Source organism: Streptococcus oralis, assembly GCF_004127215.1.
GTDB classification, from domain to species: domain Bacteria; phylum Bacillota; class Bacilli; order Lactobacillales; family Streptococcaceae; genus Streptococcus; species Streptococcus oralis_BD.
Genome location: NZ_QEWJ01000013.1, coordinates 1 through 12,936 on the forward strand (window position 1 = coordinate 1; position 12,936 = coordinate 12,936).

General features: G+C 41.9%; 14 protein-coding genes, 1 tRNA gene, 1 rRNA gene, 1 other RNA gene and 1 pseudogene. 17 read left to right on the forward strand and 1 reads right to left on the reverse strand.

Translation table 11 applies throughout. The features are described from left to right. The first annotated feature begins 10 nt into the window (after positions 1-10). The 13 genes and pseudogenes from rrf to DF216_RS09120 all read left to right on the forward strand — a co-directional run bounded on the left by rrf (position 11) and on the right by DF216_RS09120 (position 8,303). Positions 11-126, forward strand: a 5S ribosomal RNA gene (gene rrf, locus DF216_RS09055). 5 nt (positions 127-131) lie between these two features. After that, positions 132-205: transfer RNA gene (locus DF216_RS09060), tRNA-Asn, on the forward strand. Positions 206-363: 158 nt separating this feature from the next. Further along, positions 364-678: pseudogene (gene tnpA, locus DF216_RS09065) on the forward strand (IS200/IS605 family transposase). 365 nt (positions 679-1,043) lie between these two features. Then, positions 1,044-1,277, forward strand: coding sequence for a sigma(X)-activator ComW (comW, locus tag DF216_RS10985; protein WP_061454255.1), 234 nt, complete (start codon positions 1,044-1,046; stop codon positions 1,275-1,277). Positions 1,278-1,522: 245 nt separating this feature from the next. Then, entirely contained in the window at positions 1,523-2,809 is a 1,287-nt protein-coding gene (locus tag DF216_RS09080) for an adenylosuccinate synthase (protein WP_125450558.1), read from the forward strand. Positions 2,810-3,009: 200 nt separating this feature from the next. After that, complete coding sequence (gene tadA, locus DF216_RS09085) at positions 3,010-3,477, forward strand: tRNA adenosine(34) deaminase TadA (protein ID WP_129326638.1); 468 nt, start codon at positions 3,010-3,012, stop codon at positions 3,475-3,477. Positions 3,478-3,509: 32 nt separating this feature from the next. Further along, an RNA gene (ffs, locus tag DF216_RS09090) (signal recognition particle sRNA small type) lies at positions 3,510-3,603 on the forward strand. A gap of 58 nt (positions 3,604-3,661) precedes the next feature. Then, positions 3,662-4,105 (forward strand): dUTP diphosphatase, encoded by a 444-nt coding sequence (locus DF216_RS09095; protein WP_000701981.1) that lies wholly within the window; start codon positions 3,662-3,664, stop codon positions 4,103-4,105. 1 nt (position 4,106) lies between these two features. Next, positions 4,107-4,622 (forward strand): histidine phosphatase family protein, encoded by a 516-nt coding sequence (locus DF216_RS09100; RefSeq protein ID WP_129326639.1) that lies wholly within the window; start codon positions 4,107-4,109, stop codon positions 4,620-4,622. 13 nt (positions 4,623-4,635) lie between these two features. After that, complete coding sequence (gene radA, locus DF216_RS09105) at positions 4,636-5,997, forward strand: DNA repair protein RadA (protein ID WP_129326640.1); 1,362 nt, start codon at positions 4,636-4,638, stop codon at positions 5,995-5,997. Between the two features lie 72 nt (positions 5,998-6,069). Then, complete coding sequence (locus tag DF216_RS09110; RefSeq protein WP_164979032.1) at positions 6,070-6,564, forward strand: beta-class carbonic anhydrase; 495 nt, start codon at positions 6,070-6,072, stop codon at positions 6,562-6,564. Between the two features lie 213 nt (positions 6,565-6,777). Then, entirely contained in the window at positions 6,778-7,746 is a 969-nt protein-coding gene (locus tag DF216_RS09115; RefSeq protein WP_000010177.1) for a ribose-phosphate diphosphokinase, read from the forward strand. A gap of 119 nt (positions 7,747-7,865) precedes the next feature. Continuing rightward, positions 7,866-8,303 carry a CoA-binding protein gene (locus tag DF216_RS09120; protein WP_129326642.1) on the forward strand — a complete coding sequence of 146 codons (438 nt, stop codon included), beginning with the start codon at positions 7,866-7,868 and terminating at the stop codon, positions 8,301-8,303. Positions 8,304-8,330: 27 nt separating this feature from the next. Here DF216_RS09120 and DF216_RS09125 read toward each other — a convergent pair whose 3' ends face one another. Beyond that, positions 8,331-9,341, reverse strand: a complete 1,011-nt coding sequence (locus tag DF216_RS09125) for a YeiH family protein (RefSeq protein ID WP_129326643.1) — start codon at positions 9,339-9,341, stop codon at positions 8,331-8,333. A 149-nt stretch (positions 9,342-9,490) separates the two neighbouring features. Here DF216_RS09125 and DF216_RS09130 point away from each other — a divergent pair, with 149 nt between their 5' ends. Genes DF216_RS09130 through DF216_RS09145 form a run of 4 tightly spaced genes read left to right on the forward strand, consistent with a single transcriptional unit; the run spans position 9,491 to position 12,657 of the window. Further along, the gene (locus DF216_RS09130) at positions 9,491-10,660 is read left to right on the forward strand and encodes a pyridoxal phosphate-dependent aminotransferase (RefSeq protein WP_129326644.1); all 1,170 of its coding nucleotides are present in this window, start codon (positions 9,491-9,493) and stop codon (positions 10,658-10,660) included. After that, entirely contained in the window at positions 10,657-11,427 is a 771-nt protein-coding gene (gene recO / locus DF216_RS09135) for a DNA repair protein RecO (protein ID WP_129326645.1), read from the forward strand. The genes DF216_RS09130 and recO overlap by 4 nt, the downstream gene beginning before the upstream one ends. Further along, on the forward strand, positions 11,424-12,416 hold the full coding sequence (plsX, locus tag DF216_RS09140) for a phosphate acyltransferase PlsX (protein ID WP_125450546.1): 993 nt from the start codon (positions 11,424-11,426) through the stop codon (positions 12,414-12,416). The genes recO and plsX overlap by 4 nt, the downstream gene beginning before the upstream one ends. A gap of 4 nt (positions 12,417-12,420) precedes the next feature. Next, the gene (locus DF216_RS09145; protein WP_125450545.1) at positions 12,421-12,657 is read left to right on the forward strand and encodes an acyl carrier protein; all 237 of its coding nucleotides are present in this window, start codon (positions 12,421-12,423) and stop codon (positions 12,655-12,657) included. The last annotated feature ends 279 nt before the right edge of the window (positions 12,658-12,936 follow it).

The following is a 12,936-nucleotide window of genomic DNA, read 5'->3' on the forward strand; positions in this document are numbered from 1 at the left end:
TTACTCAGAGTTAAGTGACGATAGCCTAGGAGATACACCTGTACCCATGCCGAACACAGCAGTTAAGCCCTAGAACGCCGGAAGTAGTTGGGGGTTGCCCCCTGTGAGATATGGAAGTCGCTTAGCTTTTATCCGCCATAGCTCAGTTGGTAGTAGCGCATGACTGTTAATCATGATGTCGTAGGTTCGAGTCCTACTGGCGGAGTTAGAAAAAAGAACACCATTGGTGTTTTTTTTTGTTTTAGTTATGTGATTATTAGTCCGTCTCGCTCCGTGAGGTGCGCGTCGAAGATTATACCAAAAAACTCCAAGCGCGAAACAATAAAGGTGTTCAAGCCAATTGTAAAGCGAAAGGAGAAAAATATGGCACAAAAGGCTCATAGTTTATCGCACACAAAGTGGCAAGGTGTTAAGATTATTGAAGGTCGCTTAATGCCAGACCATGTACATATGTTAGTAAGTATTCCACCTAGAATTAACGTTGTAAGTTTCATGGGTTATTTAAAAGGTAAAAGTGCACTCATGATGTTTGATAGACACACCAACCTCAAGTATAAGTTTGGGAATCGGCATTCTTAGGTGAAAGGTTACTACGTGAGTACAGTAGAACTTAATGGAGCCACAATTAAGAAATATATTCAAGAGCAGGAAAAGTATGATACTGCACTAGATAAATAGAGTGTAAAAGAATATGAGGATCCCTTTAGGTATAGTGGTAAGTAACACTCAAGCCTCTTTGAGAGGTAAGTGACGAGTCAAGAGCAATAAGTCTTGAACAATGTAAAAGCGAGGATCTTTTGGCGCTGGCTGATAATTTAGGCTTATATCCCTAGTGCATACTACCCATTAGAGGGTGGTTCTGATTTTATAAATGAAGTAGACTTCTCAAAATTCAAAACTTAATTTTTGCATCTATAAATGCCTCTTTATTTTATTTTATTTTCAGTTCGTTTAGCTTTAAATTCTGCTTTTATAGGATTTAAAGCTTTTTTAGTTTTTATTTTTGTTAGACTAGTGTTAATAATAAGAAAGGGATTTTTTATATGCTTCAAAAATTTTATGATCGAGCATTTGTCTTTTTGAAACTTGTTGAACAAGAATATGCTTCTTTAGGTCAGAGTCGTGCTGAGTGGGAATCACTTCATCTTCGTTTTTTACTTTATTACTTGATAAGATTTAGAATTACAAGTGTTAAAGACTTTAATTTATATCATTTTCAGACGGCCTATCGCTTGTATCTTGATAAATTCTTTCTAGAAGGTGCTATCCTAAACTAGTGAGGATCATATATATCATTTATCACGAACAATAAGGAACATTGAATTTGTGAATTTAAGGATTTTATTTAAAATATGTGGTTTTGAATTTTATAATTTACAGAAATTCCAAATCTTTTCTATTGTTTCTTCTTGATAAAATAGTGTTTTTTTCTTATAATAAATTGTAAGATATAATTGCGGGTGAAATTCCTGCCATGTATATGAGAAAGGACGAGCTCCTGGTAGCTCAGACGAATGTTATTATGACTTCAGTTGTTGTTGTTGGTACCCAGTGGGGTGATGAAGGTAAAGGGAAAATTACAGATTTTCTTTCAGCTAATGCAGAAGTGATTGCTCGTTATCAAGGTGGTGATAATGCTGGTCACACAATTGTGATTGATGGCAAAAAATTTAAATTGCACTTGATTCCATCTGGGATTTTCTTCCCTGAAAAAATCTCTGTTATTGGGAATGGAATGGTTGTAAATCCTAAATCTCTTGTGAAAGAGTTGAGCTATCTTCATGAGGAAGGTGTGACAACTGATAATTTGCGTATTTCTGATCGTGCCCATGTCATTTTGCCTTACCATATCGAGTTGGATCGTTTGCAAGAAGAAGCTAAGGGCGATAATAAAATCGGGACTACTATCAAGGGTATTGGCCCAGCTTATATGGATAAGGCTGCTCGTGTTGGAATTCGTATTGCTGATCTTTTGGATAAGGATATTTTCCGTGAACGCTTGGAACGCAATCTTGCAGAAAAGAATCGTCTGTTTGAAAAATTGTATGACAGTACCCCTATTTCAATTGATGATATTTTTGAAGAGTACTATGAGTATGGCCAACAAATCAAGCAGTATGTGACAGATACGTCCGTTATCTTGAACGATGCGCTTGATAATGGCAAACGTGTGCTTTTTGAAGGTGCGCAAGGTGTTATGTTGGACATTGACCAAGGTACTTATCCATTTGTTACTTCATCAAATCCTGTCGCTGGTGGTGTGACAATCGGTTCTGGGGTTGGTCCAAGTAAGATTGACAAGGTTGTAGGTGTATGTAAAGCCTATACGAGCCGTGTAGGGGACGGACCTTTCCCAACTGAATTGTTTGATGAAGTGGGAGATCGCATTCGTGAAGTAGGTCATGAATACGGTACAACAACTGGCCGTCCACGTCGTGTGGGTTGGTTTGACTCAGTTGTGATGCGCCATAGTCGTCGTGTATCTGGTATTACCAATCTTTCATTGAACTCTATTGATGTTTTGAGTGGTTTGGATACAGTGAAAATCTGTGTGGCCTATGATCTTGATGGACAACGTATCGACTACTATCCAGCTAGTCTTGAACAGTTGAAACGTTGCAAACCTATCTACGAAGAGTTGCCAGGTTGGTCAGAAGACATCACTGGAGTCCGTAATTTGGAAAATCTTCCTGAAAATGCGCGTAACTATGTTCGTCGTGTTAGCGAGTTGGTTGGTGTTCGTATTTCTACTTTTTCAGTAGGTCCTGATCGTGAACAAACTAATATTTTAGAAAGTGTTTGGTCATAGGAAATTTTTAAGATTAGTTTAAGATAGGTCGGGTATACTATAGACAGTTACAAGAAGACCTCCTAACTTGTTGTAACAAATATCCTAAACTTTTCTTTTTCATAATAATCTCCCTATTAAGTCACCCCATTGGGTGACTTTTTTTGTCTTGGGAATCATGATATAATAATAGAATCGACAAGTAGGAAAAGGAAAAATTGATGAGTTATACAGTTGAAGAAAAAGAAAGCTTCATGAGAGAAGCCTTGAAGGAGGCAGAAATTGCCTTAGAGCATGATGAAATTCCTATCGGATGTGTAATTGTCAAGGATAGAGAAATCATTGGTAGGGGGCATAATGCGCGCGAGGAGTTGCAACGGGCGGTTATGCATGCAGAAATCATGGCTATAGAGAATGCTAATCTGAGTGAAGAGAGCTGGCGTTTACTAGATTGCACCCTTTTTGTGACTATAGAGCCCTGTGTGATGTGTAGTGGGGCAATCGGACTTGCCCGTATTCCAAACGTAGTCTATGGGGCTAAGAATCAGAAATTTGGTGCAGCTGGAAGTTTGTACGATATTTTGACAGATGAGCGCCTCAATCATCGTGTAAAGGTCGAAACGGGAGTTTTGGAGAGTGAGTGCGCAGGTATTATGCAGGACTTTTTCCGAAATCGACGGAAAAAATAATTTCTCTTTCAAAATAGAGTGGAATGTGGTATAATAAATAGTGGAGCAACAGTTCTGCGTGAAGCGGGTCAGGGGAGGAATCCAGCAGCCCTAAGCGATGTGAATTGTGTGCTCTTTTTTCGTGCTTTTTCCGAATAAATAAGATAGAATAATCTAGAATAAGTGATAACAGAAAAGAGAAAATATGAAAATTCGTGGTTTTGAATTGGTTTCAAGTTTTACAGATGAAAATTTATTGCCGAAGCGTGAGACAGCGCATGCGGCTGGTTATGATTTAAAGGTTGCGGAACGCACTGTGATTGCTCCAGGAGAGATTGTTCTCGTTCCGACTGGTGTTAAGGCCTATATGCAGCCGACAGAAGTGCTTTATCTTTATGACCGTTCATCAAACCCTCGTAAGAAGGGCTTGGTCTTGATTAACTCAGTTGGGGTCATTGATGGGGATTATTATGGAAATCCTGGAAATGAGGGACATATCTTTGCGCAGATGAAAAACATTACTGATCAGGAAGTGGTTCTTGAAGTTGGGGAACGTGTGGTTCAGGCTGTCTTTGCACCTTTCTTAATTGCAGACGGAGATGAGGCAGACGGAGTGCGGACAGGTGGGTTTGGTTCGACAGGGCACTAGGATGAAGATTATCTTTGTGCGTCATGGGGAGCCAGATTATCATGAATTAGAGGAACGTTCTTATACAGGTTTTGGGATGGATTTAGCCCCTTTATCTAAGGAAGGACGGCAACAAGCTCAGGAACTTTGCGAAAATCCCTTGCTACAATCAGCTGATTTGCTAGTAACTTCAGCAGTGACAAGGGCTTTAGAAACGGCTTCTTATGTAACTGGTGCTACGGGTCTTCCTTTAAGAGTAGAGCCTTTATTGCATGAATGGCAAGTCTATGAAACCGGGATAGAAAACTTTGAAAGAGCTAGATGCCTGTTTTTAGAAAACAAGGGGGAGTTGCTTCCTAATAATCCTATTCAATATGAGACAGCTGAGGAGATGAGAGCTCGCTTTCTCGAATCTATGGCTAAGTATCGAGATCATCAGACTGTGGTAGTTGTCGCTCATCGAATGCTCATGCGCCAATTTGTACCAGACGAGAAGATTGATTTTTGTCAAGTGATTGAGTGTGAGGTAGAGATTTAGAAAGAGGTTTATCATCGCAAAGAAAAAAGCGACATTTGTGTGTCAAAATTGTGAATATAATTCACCTAAGTATCTAGGACGTTGTCCCAACTGTGGGTCTTGGTCTTCTTTTATAGAAGAAATCGAGGTTGCCGAGGTCAAAAATGCGCGTGTGTCCTTGACAGGTGAGAAAACCAAGCCTATGAAACTGGCTGAGGTGACTTCCATCAATGTCAATCGAACTAAGACGGAGATGGAGGAATTCAACCGTGTACTTGGAGGCGGAGTGGTACCAGGAAGTCTCGTACTCATAGGTGGGGATCCTGGAATCGGGAAATCAACCCTTCTCCTACAAGTTTCAACCCAGCTGTCTCAAGTGGGTACGGTTCTCTATGTCAGTGGGGAGGAGTCTGCCCAGCAGATTAAACTCCGTGCAGAGCGCTTGGGGGATATTGATAGCGAGTTTTATCTCTACGCAGAGACCAATATGCAGAGTGTTCGTGCAGAGGTGGAGCGCATCCAACCAGACTTTCTCATTATCGACTCCATTCAGACTATTATGTCTCCTGAGATTTCAGGGGTGCAGGGGTCTGTTTCTCAGGTACGTGAGGTGACAGCTGAACTTATGCAGTTAGCTAAGACTAATAACATTGCTATCTTTATCGTAGGGCATGTGACCAAGGAAGGGACCTTGGCAGGTCCTCGTATGTTGGAACATATGGTAGATACAGTACTTTACTTTGAAGGGGAACGTCACCATACCTTTCGTATCTTGAGAGCAGTCAAAAACCGTTTTGGCTCCACTAATGAGATTGGGATTTTTGAGATGCAGTCAGGCGGCTTGGTTGAGGTGCTCAATCCGAGTCAAGTTTTCCTAGAAGAGCGTTTGGATGGGGCGACTGGTTCATCCATCGTGGTAACCATGGAAGGGACACGTCCGATTTTGGCGGAGGTTCAAGCCTTGGTGACACCAACCATGTTTGGAAATGCCAAGCGTACGACGACAGGGCTTGACTTCAATCGTGCTAGTTTGATTATGGCTGTTTTGGAAAAGCGGGCAGGACTTCTCTTGCAAAATCAGGATGCCTATCTCAAATCTGCTGGTGGCGTGAAATTGGATGAACCTGCGATTGACTTGGCTGTTGCGGTTGCCATTGCTTCGAGCTACAAGGATAAGCCAACCAATCCTCAAGAATGCTTTGTAGGAGAGTTAGGCTTGACCGGAGAGATTCGACGTGTCAATCGTATCGAGCAGCGCATCAATGAAGCGGCAAAACTGGGCTTTACTAAGATTTATGTACCCAAGAATTCCTTGACAGGAATCACTCCACCCAAGGAAATCCAGGTAATCGGAGTGACGACCATTCAGGAAGTTTTGAAAAAGGTCTTTGCATAATCCGTGACAAATTCTCTTAAAAATGATAAGATAGGAGAAATATTTGATTATCAAATTTTTGAGGAGGGAATCGTGTCGTATTTTGAACAGTTTATGAAAGCCAATCAGGCTTATGTTGCCCTACATGGGCAGTTAAATCTGCCACTTAAACCCAAAACTAGAGTAGCCATTGTGACCTGCATGGATTCACGTTTGCACGTTGCGCAAGCTCTAGGTTTGGCCCTTGGGGATGCTCATATCTTGCGGAATGCGGGTGGTCGAGTAACTGAGGACATGATTCGTTCACTGGTGATTTCCCAGCAACAAATGGGGACAAGAGAAATCGTGGTGCTTCACCATACAGACTGTGGAGCTCAAACCTTTCAAAATGAAAGTTTTCATGAACATTTGAAAAACGAGCTCGGGGTTGATGTGTCTGATCAAGATTTTTTACCATTTCAGGATGTTGAAGAGAGTGTGAGAGAGGATATGCAGTTGCTTCGAGAATCTCCACTGATTCCTGATGATGTGGTTATTTCAGGTGCTGTCTATGATGTGGATACAGGAAGTATGAGAGAAGTATACTAACTTTGTCTCGAAAAAATCTCATCCTAGCATAAAAACGATTGTTAAAATGTAGGATTTTTAGTTTTAATATAGCTAATATAAAATAATATAAAACAAGGGTATAAATGTTTGCTCTTGTTTTATTTTTGATTGAAAAATAAAGGAAAAAGCGCTACAATGGTAAATGGAAAATGTTGTGACAAAACAAGTGATACATAAATACCGGAGGAAATCATGTCTTTTTCTGATTTAAAGCTGTTTGCCCTTTCTTCTAATAGAGAATTGGCAGAGCGTGTGGCGCAAGAGATTGGGATAGAGTTGGGGAAATCGACTGTTCGCCAATTTTCAGATGGGGAGATTCAGGTCAATATCGAAGAATCAATCCGTGGGAAACACGTCTTTATCCTACAATCAACGAGTTCACCTGTAAATGATAATCTACTTGAAATTTTGATTATGGTGGACGCATTGAAGCGTGCTAGTGCAGAATCTGTCAATGTTGTTATGCCTTACTATGGCTATGCACGTCAGGATAGAAAAGCGCGAGCGCGTGAGCCAATTACTGCAAAACTCGTTGCAAACATGCTAGAAGTTGCTGGGGTAGATCGTTTGTTGACGATTGATTTGCATGCGGCACAGATTCAGGGATTCTTTGATATTCCAGTTGATCACTTGATGGGTGCTCCACTGATCGCGGACTATTTTGAACGTCGTGGGATGGTTGGTTCTGACTATGTGGTTGTCAGTCCAGACCATGGTGGGGTGACTCGTGCTCGTAAATTGGCAGAGTTTTTGAAAACTCCGATTGCGATTATTGACAAACGCCGTAGTGTAGATAAGATGAATACCAGTGAAGTGATGAACATCATTGGTAAGGTAGAAGGTAAGACTTGTATCTTGATTGATGATATGATTGATACGGCTGGAACGATTTGTCATGCGGCGGATGCTCTTGCTGAAGCAGGTGCCGTTGAAGTTTACGCAAGTTGTACGCACCCAGTTCTTTCGGGGCCAGCTATGGACAATATCCAAAAATCAGCTATTAAAAAATTGGTTGTTTTGGATACCATCTATCTACCAGAAGAGCGCTTGATTGATAAGATTGAACAAATCTCGATTGCCCACCTCTTAGGAGATGCCATCGTTCGCATCCACGAAAAACGCCCTCTTTCTCCTCTATTTTGTATTGAGAAAAAGATTTAATCCTTCACTTAAGATAGATAGTCCTCCTAGCAGGTTTCTTTTCTTGCTGGAAGATTTTTGTAGTCAAAATCTGCAAACCCTTTCATAATATGCTATACTGATGGAAAAGGAGGATTTCTATGAGCCAAGAATTTATCAATCCAAGCGATGGTGTGGTCCGTCAGTATCTGGCGACCAGTAAAACGTTAGCGGTAGTGGGTTTGTCTGACCGTGAAGAAACAACTAGCAATCGAGTGACTAAGGAAATGCAGGCTAGAGGCTATAAAATCATTCCAGTCAATCCCAAGGCTGCAGGTGGGGAAATCTTGGGAGAGAAGACTTATGCGAGTCTAGCTGAGATTCCTTTTCCTGTGGACATTGTCAATGTATACCGACGTAGCGAGTTTTTACCAGATGTGGCGCGTGATTTTCTCAAGGCTGATGCTAAGATTTTCTGGGCGCAGCTGGGACTTGAAAGTTTAGAAGCGGAAGAAATCTTGCGTGCTGGAGGATGCAACGACATCGTGATGAATCGCTGTATTAAAAGAGAACATACTCGTTTAATTCTTGAACAATAAAAAGGTAGCCATGGGCTACCTTTTGTGTTATAAAGTACCAATCAATGCTTGCATACCTAGACTGGTAAGGATGATGGCAATCCAGCAAAGGGCTCCAAGAAGAATGGACTTGCCACTGGATTTGATCATAGCGATAAGATTGGTTTTGAGACCGATGGCGCTCATGGCCATGATAATGAGGAATTTGGATAGTTGTTTGAGAGGGGTGAAGAAGCTGCTAGACACACCAAGAGAGGTAAGAAGGGTCGTTAAGAGAGAGGCTAGTATGAAATAAAGGATGAAAAGTGGGAAGACCTTTTTTAGTTGGAAATCTTGGCTGTTTTTTTGCTGGCGACTTTGCCAGTAGGAGAGAAAGAGAGTGATGGGAATGATGGCTAAGGTGCGCGTGAGTTTAACAATGGTTGCAGACTCAAGGGTATTGGTCTGGTAAAGACTGTCCCAGGAGCTGGCGGTGGCCGTTACAGAAGAAGTATCATTGACCGCAGTTCCTGCAAAGAGGGCGAAGCCGTCATTGGATAGATGAAGCCAGGTTCCTAGAGTTGGAAAGATGAGCGCAGCCAAGACATTGAAGAAAAAGATAACGGAAATGGCTTGAGCTACTTCTTTTTCCTTGGCATGGATAACGGGTGCTGTCGCCGCAATAGCAGAGCCACCACAGATAGAAGAACCTACTCCAATCAAGGTAGCCAGTTTTGTGTCCAGTGCAAAGAAGCGCTGGAAGAGATAGGCAACAATCAAAGCTATTGAAATGGTGGACAGGATGACAGGGAGCGAAGATTGCCCTACCGCGAAGACTTGCGAGATATTGAGACCAAAACCGAGTAAGATAACGGCATACTGGAGTAATTTTTTTGAACTAAAGGTCAAGCCAGCATCCAGTTGTTTGTGGGGTGATAGAAAAGGGTGAAGGAGCATCCCTATAAAGATAGCAAAGACAGGTGCTCCGATGACAGGAAAGAATCCTCCTAGGTACCAAGACACGATAGAAATGACAAGGCAGGCCAAGATTCCTGCCCCATTTTTTGATAAAAATGACATATAAACCTCCGAAAATAAGCACTTATTATTATAGTCCTGTCGAGAAGAAAAGTAAAATAGAAAGTAAAAAATGCAGGTTTTAGGTGGATTTTGCGGTCAGGGAGCTTTTGTAGTATAATAGAAATACGTTTTGAAAGTAGGAGGTATCTATGGACTTAACCAAGCGCTTTAATAAACAATTAGATAAGATTCAAGTGTCCTTGATTCGTCAGTTTGACCAGGCTATTTCAGAAATTCCTGGGGTCCTGCGTTTGACCTTGGGGGAACCTGATTTTACAACGCCAGATCATGTCAAGAAGGCAGCCAAGCGAGCCATTGACCAGAACCAATCCTACTATACAGGGATGAGTGGTCTACTGACTCTACGTCAGGCAGCTAGTGACTTTGTTAAGGAAAAATACCAACTGGACTATGCTCCTGAAAATGAAATCTTAGTTACAATTGGGGCGACAGAGGCTTTATCTGCTACTTTGACGGCTATTTTGGAAGAGGGAGACAAGGTACTCTTGCCCGCTCCTGCCTATCCAGGATATGAGCCGATTGTCAATCTAGTTGGGGCAGAGATTGTCGAGATTGATACAACTGAAAATGGTTTTATCTTGACTCCTGAAATGTTGGAAAAGGCTATTTTGGAGCAAGGGGACAAGCTCAAAGCAGTCATTCTCAACTATCCAGCCAATCCGACAGGAATTACCTATAGTCGAGAGCAGTTGGAAGCTTTGGCAGACGTTTTACGCAAGTATGAGATTTTCGTTGTCTGTGATGAGGTTTACTCAGAATTGACTTACACAGGCGAAGTCCATGTATCTCTGGGAACTATGTTGAGAGATCAGGCTATTATTATCAATGGTCTATCTAAGTCTCATGCTATGACAGGTTGGCGTTTAGGCTTTATCTTTGCTCCTGCAGCTTTCACAGCTCAGTTAATCAAGAGTCACCAATATTTGGTTACTGCTGCAAATACCATGGCTCAACATGCTGCAGTAGAAGCCTTGACCTCTGGTAAAAACGATGCTGAGCCCATGAAGAAGGAATACATCCAGCGTCGAGATTATATTATCGAGAAGATGACTGCTCTTGGTTTTGAAATTATCAAACCAGACGGGGCCTTCTATATCTTTGCTAAAATTCCAGCTGGTTACAATCAAGACTCCTTTGCCTTTCTCAAGGATTTTGCTCAGAAGAAGGCTGTTGCTTTTATCCCTGGTGCTGCCTTTGGGCGTTACGGAGAAGGCTATGTTCGTCTGTCTTATGCAGCCAGCATGGAAACGATCAGAGAGGCTATGAAACGACTTGAGGAGTACATGAGAGAAGCATGATTCAGTCTATCACGAGTCAAGGTCTCGTACTCTACAATCGTAACTTTCGTGAGGATGATAAGCTGGTCAAGATCTTCACCGAGCAGGCTGGGAAGCGCATGTTTTTCGTCAAACACGCGAGTCAGTCTAAATTAGCTCCGGTTATTCAGCCCTTGGTACTAGCTCGTTTTCTCCTGCGAATCAATGATGACGGACTCAGTTACATTGAGGACTATCACGAGGTGATGACCTTTCCCAAGATCAATAGCGACCTCTTTGTCATGGCTTATGCGACTTATGTGGCAGCTCTTGCAGATGTTAGTTTGCAGGATAATCAGCAGGATGCTCCCTTGTTTGCTTTCTTGAGAAAAACTCTGGAGTTGATGGAAGAGGGCTTAGATTATCAAGTTTTGACCAATATTTTTGAAATTCAAATCTTGACCCGATTTGGAATCAGCCTCAATTTTAATGAGTGTGTCTTTTGCCATCGGGTTGGTCAGGCCCTTGACTTTTCTTTTAAATATGGAGCCTGCCTCTGTCCAGATCATTACCATGAGGACGAGAAACGTTGCCATCTGAATCCCAACATCCCTTATCTACTCAATCAATTTCAAGCCATTGATTTTGAGACCTTGGAGACTATTTCGCTCAAGCCTGAAATCAAGCAAGAGTTACGCCAATTTATGGATCAACTCTACGAAGAGTACGTAGGAATTCACCTAAAATCAAAGAAATTTATTGATTCCCTAGCCGACTGGGGACAATTACTAAAAGAGGAAGACAAATGAAAAAAATCGCAGTAGATGCCATGGGGGGCGATTACGCACCTCAGGCCATCGTTGAGGGGGTCAATCAAGCCCTAGCTGACTTTTCAGATATTGAGATTCAACTTTACGGAGATGAAAGCAAAATCAAGCAATATCTAACAGCGACAGAGCGTGTCAGCATTATCCATACGGATGAGAAAATTAACTCAGACGATGAGCCGACAAAAGCTATCCGTAAGAAGAAAAATGCCAGCATGGTATTAGCAGCCAAGGCAGTCAAGGAGGGAGAAGCAGACGCTGTCCTCTCAGCTGGGAACACAGGTGCCTTGTTGGCTGCAGGATTCTTCATTGTGGGTCGTATCAAGAATATCGATCGTCCAGGACTCATGTCTACCTTGCCGACTATCGATGGCAAAGGGTTTGACATGCTCGATCTCGGTGCCAATGCAGAAAACACAGCCCAGCACCTCCACCAATACGCTGTTCTAGGCTCCTTTTATGCTAAAAATGTTCGTGGGATTTCGAAACCACGTGTTGGTTTGCTCAACAACGGAACAGAAAGCAGCAAGGGAGATCCGCTTCGTAAGGAAACATACGACTTGCTAGTAGCTGATGAAAGTTTGAACTTTGTCGGAAACGTGGAAGCGCGTGATCTGATGAATGGCGTTGCGGATGTTGTCGTAACAGATGGTTTCACGGGAAACGCTGTGCTCAAGTCCATTGAAGGGACAGCCATGGGGATCATGGGCTTGCTCAAAAACGCCATTACAGGTGGTGGCCTTCGAGCGAAGCTAGGTGCTCTTCTCCTTAAGGATAGTTTGAAAGGTTTGAAAAAACAGCTCAACTATTCAGATGTTGGAGGAGCAGTCTTGTTTGGTGTCAAAGCACCTGTTGTTAAGACCCATGGCTCAAGTGATGCCAAGGCTGTGTACAGTACGATTCGTCAGATTCGTACCATGCTAGAAACAGACGTAGTTGCCCAAACTGCGCGTGAATTTTCAGGAGAATAAAAAGATGACAGAAAAAGAAATTTTTGACCGTATTGTAACCATTATCCAAGAGCGACAGGGAGAAGACTTTGTCGTAACAGAGGCCTTGAGTTTGAAAGACGATCTAGATGCAGACTCAGTGGACTTGATGGAGTTCGTCTTGACGCTAGAAGATGAATTTGGTATCGAAATCAGTGATGAGGAAATTGACCAACTTCAAAGTGTGGCAGATGTGGTAGCGATTATTAAAGGTAAGATATAACCAAAATCAACATGCAAGTCATGTTGTTTTTTTGTTTGCAGAAAAAAGAGAAACTTTTAGTAAAAATTACGAATAAAGAGATGAGAAAGAAAAAGGAGGAATGTTTATGTACATGCCAATCTTGTATCCATGGTTAATCAAGTGGTTTTTAAAATAAAAATGAAACAGTTGTTCATTTTCGAATTGTTTTTCGAATAGATAGGTAAGAGGAAAAGGAAGGAGACTACGCGATGTATTTACCAATCTTATTGCCATGGTTTATCAAATGGTATTTAAAAT